Genomic DNA, 21120 nt, shown 5'->3' with positions numbered 1-21120 from the left:
TCCTGCAGCAGCTCAGTTACGCGTCGAGGCGGCTGCCGGCGCGGCGCCGGCGGTGGAACCCGACGGGGCCGAAGCAGGCATCTGGCGCGCGTTGTTGGCGGCGGCCTGGCCGGCATTGGCGGTGGCCGGCGCCGGCGCTGCGCCCGGCGCGGAGGCGGCCTGCCATGGCACTGCCTTGACCGGTGTGCCCGGCGGCAGCATCTGCAGCTTCTGGAAGCCGTCGACCATCACGCGTTCGCCTTCCTTCAGGCCGTCGGTGACGATCCAGTTGGAACCTTGCTGCGAGCTGATCTTGACGACGCGCTGGGCCGGCTTGTTGTCCGCGCCGACGACCATCAGGGTATCGCCCTGCTGGCCGCCGCGGGTGACGGCCTGCTGCGGCACCACGATGCCGTTCGGGATTTCGGCCTGGGCCAGGCGTACGCGCACGTACTGGCCCGGCAGTAGGGCGTTGTCGGGGTTGGGCACGGTGGCGCGCAGGGTGACCTGGCCGGTGCCCGGGTCGACGGTGATGTCCGAGAACTGCAGGCGGCCCTTGTTCGCCAGTTCGGTGCCGTCGTCGAGGATCACGCTGACCGAGGCGTCCTTGGCGTTGTTGCCGGCCTGCTTGCGCAGGCGCTGCAGTTCGCTGGCCGACTGGGTGATGTTCAGGTACATCGTGTCGGTCTGCTGGATCAGCGCCAGTTCGGTGGCCTGGGCGCTTGAGACCAGCGCGCCCTCGGTGACCAGCGCGCGGCCGATGCGGCCCGAAATCGGCGCATACACGTTGGCGTAGCTGGTATTGATCTGGGCGATGCGCACCTGGGCGCGGGCCGCCGCCAGGGCCGCTTCCGCCTGTTTCTGGGCGGCCACGGCATTGGTGTATTCCTGCTTGCTGATGGCGTTGGCTTCCACCAGCGGCTTGTAGCGCTCGGCCTGGGCGGTGGCCTGGTTCAGGGTCGCCTGGGCGCTGCCGACGTCGGCCTGGGCCGCGGCGAGGCGCGCCTGGTAGGGCGCCGGATCGATCTGGAACAGCGACTGGCCCTGCTTGACGATGCTGCCTTCGGTAAACAGGCGCTTGAGCACCACGCCGTCGACGCGTGCCCGGACCTGGGCGGTACGCACCGGTTCGGCGCGCGCCGGCAGTTCGGTCAGCAGCGCGACCGGTTCGTATTTGGTGGTGATGACGCCGACTTCCGGCGCCGGCATGCCACCGCCGGGGGCGCCGGCCGCCGGCGCATCTTTCTTGCCGCAGCCGGACAACAGGGCGATGGCCACCAGCGTGCCTGCGGCGATGCGGGTCAGGGAGTGGGAGGAGTGGTCTGAGCGCATTACGTGTGCTTCCTTCTCATTGTTGTTTCGATATCCGGCGCTCACCTTTCGATCACGCAGGATTTGTCACTGGATTTTACGGACAGTTTTATATACTATCACGGCTGTATGTTTATTGCAGGAGAGCCCCTTCTAATGGAAGGGCACAAAAAAATGGCACGTAAAACCAAGGCGGAAGCCGCGGCGACCCGCGGCAGCATCCTGGATGCTGCTGAAAGATTGTTTGCTGAACAAGGCGTCTCACGAACGATTTTACAGCATATTGCGACCGCTGCGGGTGTGACGCGCGGTGCTATTTACTGGCATTTCCTGGACAAAGCCGCGCTGTTCAACGCCATGTTTGATCGTGCGAAACTACCGATGGACGAGGCCTTGCAGCAGCTCGACCACGGACGTGACGTCACCGATCCGCTGCAATGCCTGCGCGACGACATGATGACCGTGCTGCGCATCGTGGTCGAGGACGAGAAGGCGCGCCGCGTGTTCGAGATCGCCACGCTGAAGACGGAATTCATCGACGAAGTGGACGCGGTGCGCGCGCGCCGGCGCGAGTCGATCGCGCTGTGGCAGGAGCGGATGGAAGGTCAGCTGCAACAGGCGCAGGAGAAGGGCATGCTGCGGCCGGGTGTCTCGACGCTGGCGGCCGCCCAGGGCGGCTGGATCCTGGTCGACGGCCTGATCCGCAACTGGATCTTCGAGCCGACCCTGTTCGACCTGCGGGAGCTGGGTGGGACGGTGATCGATACCTACCTGGCGGGCCTGAGGGCCTAGTAGGGTGGTCGGCTCTGCCGACCGCGCGTCCAGCTCCGGTATGCCTTGCCACGACGCGTCCGGGAGTTGACCTACAAAAAACCCGCCGGAGGCGGGTTTTCTTTTTTTACTTCATCATTTCTTCGATCATCTTCTTCAGCTTGATCGAATCCGCCACGAAGGCACGAATGCCTTCGGCCAGCTTCTCGGTTCCCATCGCGTCTTCGTTCAGCATGAAGCGGAAGCTCTTCTCGTCGACCGCGATCTTCTGGATATCGGCATTGGCGTCCGCCACCAGCTTGCGCTCGACCGGCGCATCGGTGTCGGCCAGCTTCTGCAGCAGGTCCGGCGAGATGGTCAGGAGGTCGCAGCCGCTAAGCTCCAGGATCTGCGAGGTGTTGCGGAAGCTCGCGCCCATCACCTCGGTCTGGTAGCCGAACTTGCGGTAGTACTGGTAGATGCGCTTGACCGACTGCACGCCGGGATCGTCCGCGCCGGTATAGTCGGTGCCGGTCGACTTCTTGTACCAGTCGTAGATGCGGCCGACGAAGGGCGAGATCAGCTTGACGCCGGCTTCGGCGCAGGCAACGGCCTGGCACAGCGAGAACAGCAGGGTCAGGTTGCAGTGGATGCCTTCCTTTTCGAGGATCTCGGCGGCGCGGATGCCCTCCCAGGTCGAGGCGATCTTAATCAGGACGCGCTCGCGCAACACGCCGTTCTTTTCGTACAGGGCGATCAGTTCGCGGCCCTTGGCGACGGTGGCTTCGGTATCGAAAGAAAGGGCGGCATCAATCTCGGTCGAGACGCGGCCCGGCACGTACTTCAGGATCTCGACGCCGAAGGCGATCAGGAGGCTGTCGACGATGGCGTCGACCGAGGCGCCGTTCGCGTCGGCGACGGCTTTTTCCAGCAGCGGACGGTATTCCGGCTTCTGCACGGCCTTCAGGATCAGCGACGGGTTGGTGGTCGCGTCCTGCGGGGCATAGGCCTTGATCGACTGGAAATCGCCGGTATCGGCGACGACGGTGGTGTACTGCTTGAGTTGTTCGAGTTGGTTCATGGTGGGAGCCAAAGTAAAGAGTCAGGAGAAATCGGTGCCGTCCATGAAGGCGGCGAGCATGCGCTCCAGTCCTTCACGGTCTTCGTCGGAGAATCGGTTGAGCTGCGGGCTGTCGATGTCGAACACGCCGACCACCTCGCCGTCCTTGACCAGCGGGATCACGATCTCCGAGTTCGAGGCCGAATCGCAGGCAATGTGGCCCGGGAAGGCATGCACGTCGGGCACGACGATGGTCTTGCGCTCGGCGGCGGCGGTGCCGCAGACGCCGCGGCCGAAGGGAATGCGGGCGCAGGCCGGCTTGCCCTGGAAGGCGCCGACCAGCAGGTCCTTGCCCTCGCCCTTGCGCGCCGGAACGGTGAAATAGAAGCCGGCCCAGTTCAGGTCGGCCAGGGTGTCGTAGACGAGGGCGGAAAACTGCGCGGCGTTCGCCATCAGGTTGCGTTCGCCCTCGAGGACGCTTTCGACCTGGCGCTCCAGCAGGGGATAGTCGGGACGGGAGCTGCGTTCGGGATTGATGTGCATTGGCGTAGACCCGGGATGCTATGGAAACCGGGTATTTTACACCTGTGATGGCTTGCACGCGCTGCGTGCTGCTGCGCGAACCCGTCAGCCGATAAAGGAGTCGAACTGCATGTCGAACTCCTGCAAGGCCTTCTGCGCATTCTGCATCTTCTTGCGGAACTCCGGCCCGCGCTGCAGCGCCAGCCCCACCGCCAGCACGTCGATCACGACCAGGTAGGCCAGGCGCGCCGAGATCGGCGTATAGGGGTCGATCGCGAACACCAGGTCGATCGGGATGAACAGGGTCGCGATCTCCGCCAGCGGCGTGCCCGAGGGCGCCAGCACGATCACGTCGGCGCCGCCGCGGCGCGCCAGCTTGGCCGAGCGGGTCAGGGCCGGGTTGTTGCCACGCTGCGAAATCGCCACCACCGCGTCGCCTTCGCGCAGCAGGGCCGCCGCGATCGAGTGGATCGCCGGGTCGGTATACGCGACGGTGGGCACGCCCGAGCGGAAGAACTTGTGCTGGGCGTCGGCCGCGACGAAGCCCGACGAGCCCTGGCCGTAGAACTCGATCTTGTTGGCGCGCGACAGGATGTCGAGCGCCTTCTGGACCAGTTCCGGCTTGAGGTTGTTGCGCAGGTCGAGCAGGGTATTGATCGAGCGGCTGCAGATCTTGTTCACCAGGTCGGCCGCCAGGTCGTCCGGCGCCGGCTGCTCGTTCGCGCCCGGCAGCGCCAGCGCCAGGCCTTGCGCCAGCTTGAGCTTGAACTCGTGCCAGCCGTCGTAGCCGAGGGTGCGGCAGAAGCGCACCACGGTCGGTTCCGACACCTGGGCGCTCTTGGCCAGCGCCGTGATGTTCTGGCTCACCGTGTTGGATGGCGCCGCGAGCACGGCGAGCGCCACCTTGCGCTCGGATTTCGAGAGCGAGTCGAGCTGAGTGCGGATGGAGTCGAGCAGCATGATGGTAGCCGTCAGTCTTCAGGCAGCACTTCTTCGCGCCACTGCAGGCCGTCGCGGCCGATCAGTGCGCTCGAGGCGGCAGGGCCCCAGGTGCCCGAGGTGTAGGGCACCGGCGCGCTGTCGTTCTGTTCCCAGTGTTCCAGGATCGGTTCGACCCATTCCCAGGCGGCTTCCAGTTCGTCGCCGCGCATGAACAGGGTCAGCTGGCCGCGCAGCACGTCGACCAGCAGGCGCTCGTAGGCTTCCATGCGCGGGCTGGTGAACTGCTCGCGGAAGTCGAGTTCGAGCTCGGCCTGCTTCAGGCGCATCGAGTCGCCCGGGGTCTTGGCCATCAGGTTCATCGACAGGCCTTCGTCCGGCTGCAGGCGGATCACCAGGCTGTTCGGCTGGAAGCTGGAGGTCGGCTGGTTGAAGATCGAATGCGGGATCTGCTTGAAGCGCACCACGATCTCGGCCAGGCGGTCGGCCATGCGCTTGCCGGTGCGCAGGTAGAAGGGCACGCCGGCCCAGCGCCAGGTGTCGATCTCGGCCTTCATGGCGACAAAAGTCTCGGTCTTCGACTGCTTCGGGGCGCCCGGCTCGTCGCGGTAGCCCGGCACCGCCTGGCCGTCGATGTGGCCGGAGCGGTACTGGCCGCGCACGATGTTCTGCGCCAGCGTGGTCGGGGTGAAGCGCTTCAGCGAGCGCAGCACCTGCAGCTTGGCGTCGCGCACGGCGTCCGGTGCGATCGAGGTGGGCGGCTCCATCGCCACGATGCACAGCAGCTGCAGCAGGTGGTTCTGCAGCATGTCGCGCAGGGCGCCCGAGGTATCGTAGTAACCCAGGCGGTTGCCCACGCCAATCTTCTCGGCGATGGTGATCTGCACGTCCGAGATCCACTCGCGGCGCCACAGCGGCTCGAACAGGATGTTCCCGAAGCGCAGGGCCAGCAGGTTCTGCACGGTCTCCTTGCCCAGGTAGTGGTCGATCCGGTAGATCTGCGACTCGGCGAACACCTTGCCGACGTCGAGGTTGATCTGCTTGGCCGAAGCCAGGTCGCGGCCGAGCGGCTTTTCCAGCACCACGCGCGAGTTCGGCGAGACCAGGTGCGTCGCGGCCAGGTTGTCGCAGATGGTCGCGAACAAATGCGGCGGCGTCGCGAGGTAGTAGACGCGGGTCAGCGCTTCGTCCTTGCGCAGGGCCTCGACCAGCGGGCCGAAGGTGGACACGTCGGTGGCGTTCAGCGCCACGTAGACGATGCGCTTGAGGAAGCGGGCCCAGGTCTCGTCCTGCGGCGTTTCCTTGATGTGCGGCTTCGAGTTCTTCTCGATGAACTGCAGGAAGTCGTCCTGCGAGAAGTCGTCGCGCCCCACGCAGATGATGCGGGCCGTGTCGGGCAGGTCGTTGCAGACATCGCGCGCGTACATCGCGGGGAGCAGCTTGCGCATCGCAAGGTCGCCGCTGCCGCCAAAGAAAACGAGGTCGAAATTGGAAAGGGCCATGGGAATGTCTGGAAGGAGTAATCAGCGATGTGTAAATTTACTACACGAATATTCGCTTAGCAAGAAAATCTACTACGGAAACGCCCGTAGGGTGGGCGGCTCTACTGCTGTTTGTGAGCAGGGGAGCCGCATATGCCGCCCACGCGGTGATTATTAGCAGCAAGATCATCCGGTAGGGGGGGGCGGCGCCGCTAACGATCACCGCGTGGGCGGCGCAAGCGCTATTGGCACATCTACCCACCCGGTAGAGCCGCCCACCCTAGGGATCAGCGGTGCACGTATTCCGGCTCTTCGCGTCCGGCCACGTCGACGCGGATCGACAGCAGCTTGCCGCTGAGCGGATAGCGCGCCAGTTCCTCGGCCGAGCGGCCGTGGCTGGCGCTGGTGATGTAGAGCGTGCGCAGGTCCGGTCCGCCGAAGGCCAGCGAGGTCGGGCAGCGCACCGGCAGCGTGATCTCGCGCAGGATCTCGCCCGACGGCGCAATGCGCAGCACGCGTCCGCCTTCGAACATCGCGACCCAGTAGGCGCCTTCGCTGTCGACCGTGGCGCCGTCCGGGCGGCCGCCATAGTCGGCTGCCGACTTGTCGAGCGAGAAGGTCTTGATGGTGCGCGGGTTGGCGTGCACGCCGCTGGCGGGATCGTAGTCGTAGCAGTCGATCCGGTGCGTGGTGGTGTCGGCATGGAACATCGTGCGCCCGTCCAGGCTCCAGGCCAGGCCGTTCGAGTTGGTCATGCCGCCGGCCCAGGCGCGGCGCAGTTGGCCGCGCTCGAGCACGTACATCTCGGCCGCCGGCTTGTCGCGCGGCTCGTACATGGTGCCGATCCAGAAGCGGCCCGCCGGGTCCACGCGGCCGTCGTTGAAACGGACGATCGCGGTATCGTAGGGCGCGTCGGCGATCGGCGTTTCCTTGCCGCTGGTCGTGTTCAGGCAGATCAGGCCGGAGCGCAGGGCGACGATCAGGTTGTTGTCGCCGTCCACCGCCAGGGCCGACGGCTCCGAGCCCATCTTCCAGTACGAATACTTGCCGCTGGCCGGGTGCACGCGGTTGACCGTGTAGCCGTTGATGTCTACCCAGTACAGCGCCGACTCGACCTCGTGCCAGGTTGCGGCTTCGCCCACCAGCATCGGGGCGTCGTGCACCACTTCAAATTTATCGCTTGCCATGTAATGTCGTGATCAGGTTCAGAAAGCGGCCTTGGCGCGGGCGATCAGGCCGTTGGTGGAGCTGTCGTGGTTCGCCGGTTGCGGCTCGCCCGCCAGCTCGGCTTCGATCTTCTTCGCCAGCACCTTGCCCAGCTCGACGCCCCACTGGTCGAAACTGTTGACGTTCCAGATCACGCCCTGCACGAAAGTCTTGTGTTCATACAGCGCGATCAGGGCGCCCAGGGTGCTTGGCGTCAGGCGTTCCATCAGGATGGTGTTGCTGGGGCGGTTGCCCGGGAAGGTCTTGTGCGGCGCCAGGCGTTCCACTTCCTCGGCGCTCAAGCCCTGCGCCTGCAGGTCCGCGCGCACCTCGTCGATGGTCTTGCCCTTCATGAAGGCTTCCGACTGGGCGAAGCAGTTCGCCAGCAGGGCCGTATGGTGGTGTTCCATCTCGTGGGCGGGACGCAGGGCGGCGATGAAGTCGATCGGCGTCAGGTCGGTGCCCTGGTGCAGCAGCTGGAAGTAGGCGTGCTGGCCGTTGGTGCCGGGTTCGCCCCAGATCGCCGGGCAGGTCGGGGTGTCCACCGGGTCGCCGTCGCGCGTGACGCACTTGCCGTTGCTCTCCATGTCGAGCTGCTGCAGGTAGGCCGGGAAGCGGTTCAGGTCCTGGTGGTAGGGCGCGATCGTGACCGAGTGCGCATCGAGGAACTCGCGGTTCCAGAAGCCCACCAGCGCCAGGATCATCGGCATGTTCTGCTCGATCGGGGCGCTGGCGAAGTGCTGGTCCATCTCGTGGGCGCCGGCCAGGAAGTCGGAGAAATAGCCGAAGCCGACCGCCAGCGCGACCGACAGGCCGATCGCCGACCACACCGAGTAGCGCCCGCCGACCCAGTCCCAGAACGGGAACATGTTGGCCGGATCGATGCCGAAGGCCTTGATGGCTTCCGTGTTGGTGGAGACGGCGACGAAGTGCCTGGCCAGGGCTTCTTCCGGCGCATGCCCGAGGAACCAGCTGCGCGCGGTCTGCGCGTTCATCATGGTCTCGGCGGTAGTGAAGGTCTTCGAGGCGACGATGAACAGCGTGGTTTCCGGATCCACCTGGGACAGGGCGGCGTCCATGTCGTGGCCGTCCACGTTGGACACGAAATGCATGCGCAGACGCGGGTGGGCATAGTGGCGCAGGGCCAGCACGACCATCTTCGGGCCCAGGTCCGAGCCGCCGATGCCGATGTTGACGATGTCCGTGATCGGCTTGCCGGTATGGCCCAGCCATTCGCCGCTGCGCACGGCATCGGTGAAGCTCCTGACGCGGTCGAGCACCGCGTGGACCTCAAGATTCACGTCCTGGCCGTCGACCACCAGCTTGTTGTCGCGCGGCGCGCGCAGGGCAGTGTGGAGGACGGCACGGTTCTCGGTGTTGTTGATGCGTTCGCCCGCGAACATGGCGTCGCGGCGCGCTTCCACGCCGCGCTCGCGTGCAAGCGCCGCCAGCAGTTCAAGCGTGCGCCCGTCGAGGCGATTTTTTGAATAGTCTAGGAACAGCCCTGCCGCCTCTAAAGACATGCGCGCGAAGCGCTTTGGATCGGCGGCGAAGAGCTCGCGCATCTCCCAGTCTTCTGCCGTGGCGGCGTGGTTCTCGAGGGCCTGGAAGCTGGCGGTGCTGGTCAAGGTTGGCTGGCGCATGGGGTAGGTATCGATGGCACAATGTTGTCAATAGCAGATTAGCGAATAATACAGGATGTGTGCGTAAATTCACTACATAAAATCTTGTCGGCTTGTCTGTAGGGTGGACGGCTTCGCCGTCCGCGCGTTCAACTGGCGTTAGCATATCGAGACGTCGTCTGGTATACGTCGGGGATTTGAACGCGCGGACGGCAGAGCCGTCCACCCTACGAAAAGCACCTGCCAGAGACGCAGGCCACGCCGGCTTGATCAGTAACCCCATCATCCCTGCGCCCCTTTCAAATCTGTAGTAAAATTTCAGGTACTAAATTTACGAAGGAACGATCATGGCGCTGCACCCCGTAGTCGAACAGGTAACGAACCGGATCATCAAGCGAAGCCGTCCGTCGCGCGCGGCCTACCTCGCCCACATGGAAGCCGCCCGCGTGCAAGGCGTGCAGCGCGGGGCGCTGTCGTGTACCAACCTGGCGCACGGCTTCGCCGCCTTCCCGGCCAACGACAAGCTCAAGCTCAAGGAGTACAAGAAGCCGTCGGTAGCGATCGTCTCCTCCTACAACGACATGCTGTCGGCGCACCAGCCCTTCGAAACCTTCCCGCAAGTGATCAAGGACGCCGTGCGCGAAGTCGATGCCGTGGCTCAGTTCGCGGGTGGCGTGCCGGCCATGTGCGACGGCGTGACCCAGGGCCAGCCGGGCATGGAACTGTCGCTGTTCTCGCGCGACACCATCGCCATGGCGACCGCGGTGGCGATGTCGCACAACATGTTCGATTCGGCCCTCTACCTGGGCATCTGCGACAAGATCGTGCCGGGCTTGCTCATCGGCGCGCTGCACTTCGGCCACATCCCGGGCATCTTCGTGCCGGGCGGCCCGATGACCACCGGTATCTCGAACAAGGAAAAGGCGGCCGTGCGCCAGCGCTACGCCAAGGGCGAAGCCACCCGCGAGGAGTTGCTGGAGAACGAATCCGCGTCCTACCACGGCGCGGGCACCTGCACCTTCTACGGCACCGCGAACAGCAACCAGATGCTAATGGAGATGATGGGCCTGCACATGCCGGGCTCCGCCTTCATCACCCCGGGCACCCCGCTGCGCGACGCGCTGACGAAAGCCGCCGCCCAGCAGGCGGTCGCGATCTCCCAGCAGGGCGGCCAGTACATGCCGATCGGGCACATCGTCGACGAGAAGAGCATCGTCAACGCCATCGTCGCGCTGCACGCGACCGGCGGTTCGACCAACCATACGCTGCACCTGATCGCCATCGCCCGCGCAGCCGGCATCGTGGTCGACTGGAACGACTTCGACGAGCTGTCGAAAGTGGTGCCCTCGCTGACCCGGATCTACCCGAACGGCGAAGCCGACGTGAACCACTTCCAGGCCGCCGGCGGCCCCGGCTTCATCATCCGCGAACTGCTCGATGCCGGCCTGGCCCACGAAGACGTCAACACCATCCTCGGCCGCGGCCTGCGCGCGCACTGCAAGGAGCCTTTCCTGGGCGAAGACGGCAAGGTCGTGTTCCGCGACGTGCCCGAAAAGAGCGGCGACGAAGCGGTGCTGCGCCCGGCCAGCAATCCGTTCGCCAACAACGGCGGCATGGTGCTGGTGCAGGGCAACCTGGGCCGCGCGGTAATGAAGATCTCGGCGGTCAAGCCCGAGTACCACCTGGTGGAAGCCCCGGCCATCACCTTCGACTCGCAGGAAGACTTCATGCAGCGCTACAAGGACGGCCTCTTGAATCGCGACTTCGTGGCCGTGATCCGCTTCCAGGGCCCGCGCGCCAACGGCATGCCGGAACTGCACGCGCTGACCCCGGCGCTGTCGAACCTGCAGGATGCCGGCTTCAAGGTGGCGATGGTGACCGACGGCCGCATGTCGGGCGCCTCCGGCAAGGTGCCGGCGGCGATCCACGTGTCGCCCGAGATCCTGGCCGGCGGCCCGCTCGGCCTGGTGCGCGACGGCGACATCATCCGCGTCGACGCCACCACCGGCACCCTGGAAGCGCTGGTGACCGACACCGTGTGGGCCGCGCGCGGCATGGCCAGCGCCGACCTGTCGAAGAGCCACATCGGCATGGGCCGCGAACTGTTCGCGATGTTCCGTTCCCATTCCAGCCCGGCGGAGGAGGGGGCGGCCACGTTCCCGCTGCCATCGCCGATCCAGACCACCGTGCCGCTGCACGACGGCATCCAGACCGATGAAGTCCAGCCCGGTTCCGACGAAGACTTTCTCTTTAGGACGCAGAAATGACCTTACTTGACATCATGCGCTCGGCGAGCGTGATCCCTGTCATCGCCATCGACGATCCAAGCCACGCGGTCCCGCTGGCCAAGGCCCTGGTGGCGGGCGGCATCCGCGTGCTGGAGGTGACGCTGCGCACCGAGCACGGCCTGCAGGCGATCCGCGACATGAGCACCGTTGAAGGCGCGATCGTCGGCGTCGGCACCCTGACCCAGCCTGAAGAATTTGCCGCGTCGCGCGACGCGGGCGCGGTGTTCGGCGTCTCGCCGGGCCTGACCGCGGCCATGATCGAGGCAGCCAAGAAGAGCGGCCTGCCGCTGCTGCCAGGCGTGATGACCCCGTCCGAAGTGATGGCGGCGCGCGAGCACGGCTTCAAGCAGTTGAAGCTGTTCCCGGCGGTGCCGGCGGGCGGCGTGGGCATGCTGAACGCGATCGCCGGCCCGCTGCCGGACGTGACCTTCTGCCCGACCGGCGGCATCTCGATCGAGACCGCGCCGAAGTTCCTGGCCTGTAAGAACGTCGCCTGCGTAGGTGGTTCGTGGCTCACGCCGAAGGACCTGATCGCCAACGGCGACTGGGCCGGGATCACCGAACTGGCGAAAGCGGCTTCCGCGCTGCGTGCGGGCTGAGCCTCTCGTCAAGCAACGGCCTCGCTCCCGGCCACTGACCGGGAGCGAGATCGCGATGGCGTCGCTGCTGTTCCGCGACGCCATCGACTACAGCCGCGTCCGTATTCACGGCCGGCGCTACATGCCCTTCCAGCCAAAGAACTGCTGCATGACGCCGAACGGCAGCATGTACTTTCACTGGTCCTGTTTTCTTCCCGATTACACGCGTGGGGATCCGACGGCGATCCACTGGTTCATGCATGAAATGGTGCACGTGTGGCAGCACCAGCTGGGGTATCCGGTGAGGTTGCGCGGGGCGCTGCGCATCGGGCTTTCCTATTCCTACACGCTGCGCGAGCATGCCAGCCTGGCCGACTATAACATGGAAGCCCAGGGCGACCTGCTGGCCGACTACTTCGTGCTCAAGTTCCTGGGCAAGCCGGGGGCCATGCGCCAGGGGCGCTATCGGGTCAGCCTGGCACTGTACGAGCGGGTGCTGGCGGATTTTCTTGCCGATCCCGCCGACAGGCGCAGCCTGCACCGCGGGCCGGCCCGCTGGCTGGTGCCGGCGAGCCTGCGGGCGAGATAGCTCAGGCAGCAAGCCTGTCGTATTCCAGGGCCATGCGTGCCGGCACACGCGCAGCACCGGCCGTAGCCGGTTGCGCACCATCGCCGATGTCGAACACGCGCACCAGCTCCGCCAGGGCCAGGGCCTGCTCCTGCATCGAGGCCGTCGCCGCCGCGGCTTGCTCGACCAGCGCGGCGTTCTGCTGGGTCACGCCGTCCATCTGGACGATGGCGGCATTGACCTGCTCGATGCCGACCTTCTGTTCGGCGCTGGCGCCCGCGATTTCCGACATGATGCCGGTCACGCGCGCGATGCCTTCCACGATGTCCTGCATGGTGTCGCCGGCCTCGTCGACCAGGCGTCCGCCGGCGCCGACCTTGTCCACCGAATCGGCGATTAGGAGGCGGATTTCCTTGGCCGCGCTTGCTGAGCGCTGCGCCAGGTTGCGCACCTCGCTCGCCACCACCGCGAAACCGCGCCCCTGTTCGCCGGCGCGCGCCGCTTCCACCGCCGCGTTCAGCGCCAGGATATTGGTCTGGAAGGCGATGCCGTCGATGACGCCGATGATGTCGGCGATCTTCTTCGAGGAGGCGCTGATCGAGGCCATGGTGTCCACCACCTGCGCCACCACCTCGCCGCCGCGGGTGGCCAGCTGGGACGCCTGCCGGGCCAGCAGGTTGGCCTGCTGCGCATTGTCGCCGTTCAGGCGCACGGTGCTGGTCAGCTCTTCCATCGACGAAGTGGTTTCCTCGAGCGACGCGGCCTGCTGCTCGGTGCGGCTTGATAAGTCGAGGTTGCCGGCGGCGATCTCCTGCGAGGCGCTGACGATGGTCTCGGTGCCGGCGCGTACCGCGCTCACGGTGTTCAGCAGGCTGGCGTTCATGGCATGCAGCGCCCCCATCAGCTCGCCGATCTCGTCGCGCGATTCGACCCGGATGTCGGTGCTCAGGTCGCCCGACGCGACGCGCCGCGCCACGCGCACGGCGCCTGCCAGCGGGTGAGTGATGCTGCGGGTGAGCAGCCAGCCGAACACGGCGGCGCTGATCAGCGCGAAGGCGCCGACGCCGAGCAGCACACGGCGTCCCGCCAGCTGCAGGGCGTCGATGTCGGCCTGGGCCTGTTCGGACTGCCCGGTCTGGTAGGCCACCATCTCATCCAGCGAGGCGATGTAGGCGCACATCTGGGGGGCGACCTTGTCCTTGAAAAAAGCCTGGACCTCGGGGTGCTCGCTGCCGAGCTCGGCTTTGCGCCCGAAGCCGGCGTCGCCCAGGGCATACCAGCTGCGGTCGTTCTCGAGCGCCCGCTCCAGCAGGGCCTTGCCCTCCGGCGTATCGACCATGGCCTGCAGTTGCTCCTGTACCTTTGCCACCTTGGCGCGGGCGGTCGCGATCCGCTCGTCGTAATACTGGTCGTCGCCCGGCACGTTGCTCCTGAGTTTGGCAACGAAGCGGACGCTGTTGGCAGACACCCCTTCGAGCCAGTCCTTGGCAAGCGCCGTCTTGCGTCCGGTCTGCGCCATGACCTCCTTGGCATCGGCGATCCGCTCGAGTTGCCACAGCATGCTGGCGAGCATGACTGTCATGAGGAGGATCACCGCGGCGAAGGCGCCGCCCAGCCGGATGCCGATCTTGAGATTATTGATTTTCATGATGTCCCTGGTCAGAAAACGTTTTATTTGTAGAATAAGTAGTCCAGAACTCTTCTTCAAGAATAAACGTTGACGGAGGGCGTGGGCTCACCAGGCTTTCAATATCTTGAACATTGTTGCATTGAGGAAACGAAAACTTGCCGATGAGCTAAGTTTTCGCGGGCAGGGCGGGCGGCAAGCCGGGCGGCTAGTCCCCCTTGATCACTTCCTTGAGCGTGACGATGTCGAGTTTTCCCAGGAAAGCGATCTGCGCCTTGCCTGCGCACGCGGCAGCGGCGTCGTACTTCAGCACCTGGCAGGCGCCGTCCGGAATCGTCGCGGCCGGCCTGCCATCGACCTCGATGCGCCCCGGGCCGCCCACGAAGCAGGCCCGCAAGGCATTGTGGCCGTGGCGCCGAATTTCGCGCAGGTCGTAGCGGTAGGTGGGAATGGCGCGCTGGACCGAGGCGACTTCCTCGAGCGCTTTCGCGAACTCGGCATAGGCAAGCGTCTGCGCGGGCGCTACCCGGACCTTCCACGCCACGCTCATCTTCCCTTTCTGGGTCTGGGTGTTGAACATGATGGTGCCCAGCTCCAGCATGCCCAGCTTGACCTTGGGCAGCAGGAAGTAGCCGCCGCGGCGGACCGGGACGACCTGGTCGAGATCGTCCCCGACGATGGCGACCGCCCAGGAATCCGGCGCGAACAGGTCTTTCTCCGCTTCGCTCTTGGCGACGAACTCGACCCGGCCCAGCAGGTCGATCACGCGCGGTTCTGGCGGCAGCAGCGACTGCAGATAGGTCTGGATCAGGAAAAAAGGCTTGTAGGGCAGGTCGCCGCGGTTGGTCTTGCGGTGGACGTGGACCGGCGCCTGTTCGTCCAGTTGCAGGCCGGCGGTCCCGGCCTTGCCCGAAGCGCCCTCGCGGGCAAGGGCCTGGGCCGGGACGGTGGCAAGCGCAGCGAACACCATCGAGGCCGCCAGCGTCGCAGCAGGCCGCGTGGCGGGATCGTACGACTTCTTCATGTTTACTCGTAACGCAAGCAATCCACCGGCAACAGCCGCGAGGCCCGGCGCGCCGGATAGAATCCAAAGAACACCCCCACGGCCGTAGCAAAGCCGCAGGCCACCAGCACGCCCTGGAAGGTCAGGTAGACGTCGAACTTGCCGGTCGCGGTGATCGCCGCCGCGCCGGCCGCCGCGATCGCCACGCCCACCAGGCCGCCGGCCACGCAGATCACCACCGACTCGGCCAGGAACTGCAGCAGCACCGCTCCGGGCCGCGCGCCGATCGCCATGCGGATGCCGATCTCGCGGGTGCGCTCGGTCACCGACACCAGCATGATGTTCATGATGCCGATCCCGCCCACCAGCAGCGAGATCGCGCCGATCAGGCCGAGCAGCATGGCGACGCCGGCGCTGATCGTGTTGGCGGTTTCCGCGAACGAGGCCATGTTCTGCACCTTGAAGTCGTCCGGGCTGTCCAGGCGGATGCGGTGGCGCGCGCGCAGGGTTTCCTTGACGTCTTCCTCGGCCTCCTTGAGCGACATGTCAGGCCGTCCCTGGGCCGCGATGTAGTGCACGTTCTGCGGGAAAGGCATCTTGATCAGGTTGGCGCTGGCCGCGGTGATCGGGATCAGCACGAATTCCGAGATGTCCGAGCCGTCGATCTGCTTGCCTTCGCCGGCCAGCACGCCGATCACCTGGAAGGCGACGTTCTCGATGCGGATGTATTGCCCGAGCGGGTCGGCCTTGTAGAAGAACTGGTCCGCGATCTTCTGGCCGATCACCACCATGCGGCTCGATGCGCGCACGTCCGCTTCGCTGAACAGGTTGCCCTGGTCGAGCTTCCAGTTGCGGATCTTGAACATCGCCGGGGTGACGCCGTGCACCTGGCTGTTCAGGCTTTCGTTGCCCGCGCTGAGCTTGAAGCTGCCCTGCAGCGCCGGCGCCGCGCCGGTCAGGCTGGGCAGGTCGTTGAGCGCCGCGGCGTCCTGGAGCGACAGCGACGGCACCGCGCCCGCGCGGGCGCGCTGGGCGGTGGTGCGGTCGCCGCCGGGGAACACGTACAGCATGTTGGTGCCCAGCTGCTGCAGCTCCTTGCCGATGAAGCGCTGCATGCTGTCGCCGATGGCCAGCAGCAGGACCACCGAGGCGATGCCGATCACGATGCCGAGCATGGTCAGGGCGGTGCGCAGGCGGTTGGCCGCCATCGAGCGGAAGGATTCGATCAGTACCTGGACGAAGTTCATGCCGGCACCTCGGGTTTGTCCATGTGCACGGCGTTCAGCTGGCGCAGGCCATCGAGCGACGGGCCGTCGTACAGCACCCGGCCGTCCTTCAGGCGCACGAGGCGGCGGCTGTAGGCGGCGACGTCGGCCTCGTGGGTGACGAGCACGATGGTGATGCCGCGCTCCTTGTTCAGCTCGCGGAAGCTGTTCATGATGTCGTCGCTGGTCTGGGTGTCGAGGTTGCCGGTCGGTTCGTCCGCCAGCAGCAGCGGCGGATCGGTGGCCAGGGCGCGGGCGATCGCCACGCGCTGTTGCTGGCCGCCGGAGAGCTGGCTCGGGGTGCGCTTGCCCAATTCGCCCAGGCCGACGCGCTCGAGTTCCTGCAGGGCGCGCGCACGCGCCTTGCCGCGGCCCCAGCCCGCGTAGATCAGCGGCAGTGCCACGTTCTCGGCCACGCTCATCCGCTTGATCAGGTTGAAGCTCTGGAACACGAAGCCGATCGCGCGGTTGCGGATGTCGGCCAGCTGGGCGCGCGACAGCGAACGGGTGTCGGCGCCGTCGAGCAGGTAGGTGCCGCCGGTGGCCTGGTCGAGGCAACCGAGGATGTTCATCAGGGTCGACTTGCCGGACCCGGACTGGCCCATGATGGACACGAAGTCGCCGCGCGCCACCTGCAGGTCGATCCCGTGCAGTACGCGGGTCTCGACGCTGCCGCTGACGTAGGTCTTGGTGACGCCGCGAATGTCGATCAACGAAGAAGTCGGGTGCGTGCTCACATGTCCTCTTTCGACTGCGCCAGCGCGCGCGTGACGACCTGGTCGCCCACCTTCAGGCCGCCCGACACCACTTCGGTATAGCGGAAGTTCGACAGGCCGACGCGGATGTCGACCGGCTGCGGCTGGTTCTTCGCATCCAGGCGGTAGACCTTGTACTGGCGCGCGGTCTCGCTCGCTGTGCGGAAGGCCAGGTCGTCGTCCTGGCTCGGCGCCGCCGGCTTTTGCGCCACCTGCCGGACCTTGTCGTCCTTGGCCGCTCTTTCCTGTTCCTGCTTGCGCAGCTTTTCCTGTTCCTCTTCCGGCAGCTGGAAGCGCAGGGCGGTGGTCGGGATGCGCAGCACGTTCGGGCGGTTGGCCACGACCAGACGCACTTGCGCCGTCATGCCGGGTTTCAGCATCTCGTCCTGGTTGTCGACGTCGAGCACGACGTTGTAGGTGACCACGTTCTGCACCACGTTGGCGGCCAGGCGGAACTGGCGCATGGTGGCGTGGAATTCGCGGTCCGGGTAGGCGTCGACCACGAAGCGCGCCGGCAGGCCGTCCTTGAGGGCGCCGACGTCGGCTTCCGACACGCTGGTGTCGATCTGCATCTTGGTGAGGTCGCGCGCGATCTGGAACAGGTTCGGCGTGTTGAACGAGGCCGCCACGGTCTGGCCCAGGTCGATGGTGCGCTTGATGATCACGCCGTCGATCGGCGAGCGGATCACGCTGTTGTTCAGGTCCGCCCGTGCGCGGTCGAGCTGGGCCTGGGCCAGCTGCACGTTGGCGCGGGCCACGTCCATCTCGCGGCGCGACTGGTCGACCACGGTGCCGGAGACGAAGTTCTGCGCCATCAGCTGCTGGTTGCGCTGGTAGTTGGCCTCGGCCAGCTTCAGGTTGGCCATGGCGGACGTGCGGCTGGCTTCGTACTGGCGGATCTGGGCATTGAAGATGGTCGGGTCGAGCTTGAGCAGCACCTGGCCCTTCTTGACGCGGTCGTTGAAGTCCGCGTTCAGTTCGACCACGGTGCCGGACACCTGCGAGCCGACGTTCACCAGCGCCACCGGGTTGATGGTGCCGGTGGCGGTGACGGTCTGGTTGATGGCGCCCATGTCGACTTGCGCGGTGCGGTACTTCGAGGGCGGCACCTTCGGCTCGCCCTTGGGCATCCACCATGCGGCGGCCGCGCCGCCCACCACGATCACCCCGGCGGCGATCGCCAGGCGCTTCTTGGTCAAGAGTTTCATTGTGCAGTTCTTTGCCTACGGAAAGAGTTAGTGTGTGCCACAGATATCAGCTTGGCAATGCATGATGCATTGACTGGTAAAACCGTGCGACGAAGCGTCGATTTCGAGGGGTGAACGGAGCGATCCGCTAAAATGACGGCTTCCTTTTACCTCACTGACAGTATCATGACCCAGGACGAACTCAAGCAAGCCGTGGCGCGCGCCGCGATCGACTACGTGGTGGACGGCGAAATCATCGGCGTCGGCACCGGCTCGACGGCCAACTTCTTCATCGACGAACTGGCCTTGATCAAGGACCGCATCAAGGGCACCGTGGCCTCGTCGGAAGCGACGGCGAGCCGCCTGCGCGGCCATGGCATCCCGGTGTTCGACCTGAACGAGGTCACCTCGATGGCGGTCTACATCGACGGCGCCGACGAGATCACCGCCTCCGGCGCGATGATCAAGGGCGGCGGCGCGGCCCTGACCCGCGAGAAGATCGTGGCCTCGGTGTCGAAGAAATTCGTGTGCATCGCGGACGGTTCGAAACTTGTCGAAACGTTGGGCAAATTCCCGCTGCCGGTGGAAGTGATCCCGATGGCGCGCGCCTCGGTGATGCGCCAACTGGCGGCGCTGGGCGGCCAGCCGCGCCTGCGCACCAAGGCCGGCTCGGACGAAGCTTTCATCACCGACAACGGCGGCGAGATCATCGACGTGGTCGGCCTGTCGATTACCGACCCGGTGGCGCTGGAAGAGCGGATCAACCAGATCGTCGGCGTGATCGCCGTCGGCCTGTTCGCCAAGGCCGGTGCGAACGTCTGCCTGCTGGGCACTCCCGAAGGCGTCAAGACCCTGACTTTCTAAGCGGAGAAACGCATGAAGCACGCGCTGCTGCTGGTGGCCGTCCTGCTGGGCGGCTGTACGCTGTTCAAGAGCAAGATGGAAGCGGCGCCGGCGCCGGCGGTGGCCGCCAAGCCGGCGGCTCCTGGTTTGCTCGATCCGAACGGGACGCCGATCGAGCGCGTGCCGTTCAGGGTCGGCGTGTCCTCGGCGACGGTGGAGAAGCTGGCGAAGCAGCAGGGCTGCACGAGTGCGCTAGGAGCGGGTCTGGTGACCGAGCCGGGACCGGTGGAGGTTTACCGGATGCGCTGCGAGGATGGCGCGATGCGTGGGAAGATGTTCATGGCGCGCTGTGAATTGCGCCAGTGCGTGAAGATGTGATTCTACGTAGGGTGGACGGCTCTGCCGTCCGCGCGTTCAACTAAAGGATGTGTCGTCGCGATGCACATGTAATCTGGACGCGCGGACGGCGAAGCCGTCCACCCTACAAGTGCTTCAAGCGGTCGGCGGCACGTAGCCCTGCGCCTGGTCGGCAGCGCCGTCACCGAAGAAGTGACGCTCCATCTGCGCCGCCAAGTACTTGCGCGCGCGGTCGTCCGCCAGGTTCAGGCGGTTTTCGTTGATCAGCATGGTCTGGTGCTTCAGCCATGCCTGCCAGGCTTCTTTCGAGACCGACTGGTACAGCTTCTTGCCCATTTCGCCTGGTACCGGCGGGAAGTCCAGTCCTTCGGCTTCCTTGTTCAGTTTGATGCATTGGACGGTGCGGGCCATGGTATTGCTCCTGTATCTGTTAAGTACGCGCTAAGGCGGGTCAGGCCGTCATTATAGAGTCTTGATGAAAACCTGTGACCGGCGCTGCCAGTTGTACATGTGCTGGCGGTCCTTGGGCAGGTCGTCCACCGTGGCCGGCACGAAGCCGCGCTTCTTGAACCAGTGCGAGGTGCGGGTGGTCAGCACAAACAGCTTGGTCAGGCCGGCCGCGCGGGCGCGGTTCTCGATGTGCTTGAGGATGCGCTCGCCGTCGCCCTGGGTCTGGGCGTCCGGGCTCACGGTCAGGCAGGCCATCTCGCCCATCTTCGCTTCCGGGAAGGGGTAGAGCGCGGCGCAGCCGAAGATCACGCCGTCGTGGTCGATCACCGAGAACTGGTCGATCTCGCGCTCGATCAGTTCGCGGCCGCGGTACACCAGAGTGCCGTCGGCTTCCAGCGGTTCGATGAGCTTGATAATCCCGCCGACGTCCTCAATTGTGGCCTGGCGCAGGCTCTCCAGGTTCTCGTGGCTGATCATGGTGCCCACGCCGTCGTGGGTGAACAGTTCGAGCAGGGCCGAGCCGTCCATCTCGAAGGGCACGATGTGGGCGCGGTCCACGCCGCTGTTGCAGGCCTTGATGGCGTGGCGCAGGTAAAAAGCGGCATCGGGCGGCAGGAAGCCCGCCTGCAGCACGGCTTCGGCCTGGTGCGAGGACAGTTCGCGGATCTCGGTGCCGGCGAGGTCGGTCATCATGCCGGTTTCGGTGATGAAGATCAGCTTGTCGGCGTGCAGGGCGATCGCGGCCGAGGCGGCCACGTCTTCCATGGTCAGGTTGAAGATCTCGCCGGTGGGCGAGAAACCCAGCGGCGACAGCAGCACCAGGCTGTCCTCGGTCTGCAGGATCGGCTGGATCTTCTCGGCCACGATTTTGCGGGTCACGCCGGTGAGCTCGAAGTCGACGCCGTCGATCACGCCGAGCGGACGGGCGACCACGAAGTTGCCCGAGACGATGCTGATCTGGGCATGCGACATCGGGGTGTTCGGCAGGCCCTGGCTGAAGGCGGCTTCGATGTCGAGGCGCAATTCGCCGGCGGCTTCCTTCGCGCACTCGAGCGCGGCGGTATCGGTGATCCGGACACCGTTGTGAAAGCGCCCTTCGACGTTACGCAGGGCGAGCTGCTCCGCCACCTGCGGACGCGAACCGTGCACCAGGACCAGGCGGATGCCGAGGCCGAGCAGCAGGGACAGGTCCTGGGCCAGCACTGGCAGGGCGCCGGAGGTGACCAGTTCGCCCGGGAAGGCGACGACGAAAGTCTTGCCGCCGAAGGTGTGAATATATGGCGCGACAGAGCGCAGCCACTGGACGAATTGGGTAGGGTTTTCCATTTG

General features: G+C 65.7%; 20 protein-coding genes. 6 read left to right on the top strand and 14 right to left on the bottom strand.

Annotated features, from left to right (window positions below; translation table 11 throughout):
- Positions 1 to 12: 12 nt before the first annotated feature.
- Positions 13 to 1311 carry an efflux RND transporter periplasmic adaptor subunit gene (locus MasN3_RS20295; RefSeq protein WP_281909705.1) on the bottom strand — a complete coding sequence of 433 codons (1299 nt, stop codon included), beginning with the start codon at positions 1309 to 1311 and terminating at the stop codon, positions 13 to 15.
- A gap of 135 nt (positions 1312 to 1446) precedes the next feature.
- Here MasN3_RS20295 and MasN3_RS20290 point away from each other — a divergent pair, with 135 nt between their 5' ends.
- Positions 1447 to 2082 (top strand): TetR family transcriptional regulator, encoded by a 636-nt coding sequence (locus tag MasN3_RS20290; protein ID WP_281909702.1) that lies wholly within the window; start codon positions 1447 to 1449, stop codon positions 2080 to 2082.
- Positions 2083 to 2188: 106 nt separating this feature from the next.
- Here MasN3_RS20290 and tal read toward each other — a convergent pair whose 3' ends face one another.
- From tal to pgi, 6 genes are all read right to left on the bottom strand, one after another.
- A complete protein-coding gene (gene tal / locus MasN3_RS20285) occupies positions 2189 to 3121 on the bottom strand; it encodes a transaldolase (RefSeq protein WP_281909700.1) in 933 nt (310 codons plus the stop codon).
- A 21-nt stretch (positions 3122 to 3142) separates the two neighbouring features.
- On the bottom strand, positions 3143 to 3643 hold the full coding sequence (locus MasN3_RS20280) for a GAF domain-containing protein (RefSeq protein ID WP_281909698.1): 501 nt from the start codon (positions 3641 to 3643) through the stop codon (positions 3143 to 3145).
- Between the two features lie 84 nt (positions 3644 to 3727).
- Positions 3728 to 4582: an SIS domain-containing protein gene (locus tag MasN3_RS20275; protein WP_027864391.1), complete on the bottom strand. Its 855-nt coding sequence runs from the start codon at positions 4580 to 4582 to the stop codon at positions 3728 to 3730.
- 11 nt (positions 4583 to 4593) lie between these two features.
- Complete coding sequence (gene zwf / locus MasN3_RS20270; RefSeq protein WP_281909695.1) at positions 4594 to 6063, bottom strand: glucose-6-phosphate dehydrogenase; 1470 nt, start codon at positions 6061 to 6063, stop codon at positions 4594 to 4596.
- A gap of 266 nt (positions 6064 to 6329) precedes the next feature.
- Entirely contained in the window at positions 6330 to 7229 is a 900-nt protein-coding gene (locus MasN3_RS20265; protein ID WP_281909694.1) for an SMP-30/gluconolactonase/LRE family protein, read from the bottom strand.
- Positions 7230 to 7247: 18 nt separating this feature from the next.
- The gene (gene pgi, locus MasN3_RS20260) at positions 7248 to 8891 is read right to left on the bottom strand and encodes a glucose-6-phosphate isomerase (protein WP_281909693.1); all 1644 of its coding nucleotides are present in this window, start codon (positions 8889 to 8891) and stop codon (positions 7248 to 7250) included.
- Between the two features lie 326 nt (positions 8892 to 9217).
- On the opposite strand from pgi, the gene edd reads away from it, so the two are divergent.
- Genes edd through MasN3_RS20245 form a run of 3 tightly spaced genes read left to right on the top strand, consistent with a single transcriptional unit; the run spans position 9218 to position 12325 of the window.
- Complete coding sequence (gene edd, locus MasN3_RS20255; RefSeq protein WP_281909692.1) at positions 9218 to 11137, top strand: phosphogluconate dehydratase; 1920 nt, start codon at positions 9218 to 9220, stop codon at positions 11135 to 11137.
- Positions 11134 to 11757 (top strand): bifunctional 4-hydroxy-2-oxoglutarate aldolase/2-dehydro-3-deoxy-phosphogluconate aldolase, encoded by a 624-nt coding sequence (gene eda, locus MasN3_RS20250; protein ID WP_281909690.1) that lies wholly within the window; start codon positions 11134 to 11136, stop codon positions 11755 to 11757. Before edd ends, eda begins: the two co-directional genes overlap by 4 nt.
- Before the next feature lie 55 nt (positions 11758 to 11812).
- Complete coding sequence (locus MasN3_RS20245) at positions 11813 to 12325, top strand: Rhs element Vgr protein (protein WP_281909689.1); 513 nt, start codon at positions 11813 to 11815, stop codon at positions 12323 to 12325.
- Between the two features lies 1 nt (position 12326).
- Here the strand turns inward: MasN3_RS20245 and MasN3_RS20240 are convergent, their stop codons facing one another.
- From MasN3_RS20240 to MasN3_RS20220, 5 genes are all read right to left on the bottom strand, one after another.
- Complete coding sequence (locus MasN3_RS20240; protein ID WP_281909687.1) at positions 12327 to 13952, bottom strand: methyl-accepting chemotaxis protein; 1626 nt, start codon at positions 13950 to 13952, stop codon at positions 12327 to 12329.
- 187 nt (positions 13953 to 14139) lie between these two features.
- Positions 14140 to 14955, bottom strand: coding sequence for a hypothetical protein (locus MasN3_RS20235; protein WP_281909686.1), 816 nt, complete (start codon positions 14953 to 14955; stop codon positions 14140 to 14142).
- 2 nt (positions 14956 to 14957) lie between these two features.
- On the bottom strand, positions 14958 to 16181 hold the full coding sequence (locus MasN3_RS20230) for an ABC transporter permease (protein ID WP_281909685.1): 1224 nt from the start codon (positions 16179 to 16181) through the stop codon (positions 14958 to 14960).
- Complete coding sequence (locus MasN3_RS20225; RefSeq protein ID WP_281909684.1) at positions 16178 to 16912, bottom strand: ABC transporter ATP-binding protein; 735 nt, start codon at positions 16910 to 16912, stop codon at positions 16178 to 16180. The genes MasN3_RS20230 and MasN3_RS20225 overlap by 4 nt, the downstream gene beginning before the upstream one ends.
- 20 nt (positions 16913 to 16932) lie before the next feature.
- Positions 16933 to 18162: an efflux RND transporter periplasmic adaptor subunit gene (locus tag MasN3_RS20220; RefSeq protein WP_281909683.1), complete on the bottom strand. Its 1230-nt coding sequence runs from the start codon at positions 18160 to 18162 to the stop codon at positions 16933 to 16935.
- Between the two features lie 165 nt (positions 18163 to 18327).
- Between MasN3_RS20220 and rpiA the strand changes: the two genes are divergently transcribed.
- Together rpiA and MasN3_RS20210 are read left to right on the top strand one after the other, a co-directional pair.
- Positions 18328 to 19005, top strand: a complete 678-nt coding sequence (rpiA, locus tag MasN3_RS20215; RefSeq protein WP_281909682.1) for a ribose-5-phosphate isomerase RpiA — start codon at positions 18328 to 18330, stop codon at positions 19003 to 19005.
- A 12-nt stretch (positions 19006 to 19017) separates the two neighbouring features.
- Positions 19018 to 19362 (top strand): hypothetical protein, encoded by a 345-nt coding sequence (locus tag MasN3_RS20210; protein WP_281909680.1) that lies wholly within the window; start codon positions 19018 to 19020, stop codon positions 19360 to 19362.
- A 114-nt stretch (positions 19363 to 19476) separates the two neighbouring features.
- Here MasN3_RS20210 and MasN3_RS20205 read toward each other — a convergent pair whose 3' ends face one another.
- Positions 19477 to 19752, bottom strand: coding sequence for an oxidative damage protection protein (locus tag MasN3_RS20205; RefSeq protein WP_281909678.1), 276 nt, complete (start codon positions 19750 to 19752; stop codon positions 19477 to 19479).
- 51 nt (positions 19753 to 19803) lie between these two features.
- A complete protein-coding gene (gene argA / locus MasN3_RS20200; RefSeq protein ID WP_281909677.1) occupies positions 19804 to 21117 on the bottom strand; it encodes an amino-acid N-acetyltransferase in 1314 nt (437 codons plus the stop codon).
- Between the last annotated feature and the right edge of the window lie 3 nt (positions 21118 to 21120).

Origin of the sequence: Massilia varians (genome assembly GCF_027923905.1) — a bacterium.
In the GTDB taxonomy this organism is placed as follows: Bacteria; Pseudomonadota; Gammaproteobacteria; order Burkholderiales; family Burkholderiaceae_D; genus Telluria; species Telluria varians_B.
The sequence above is the reverse complement of the archived record's forward strand: the minus strand, read 5'-3'. Positions and strand labels throughout refer to the sequence as shown.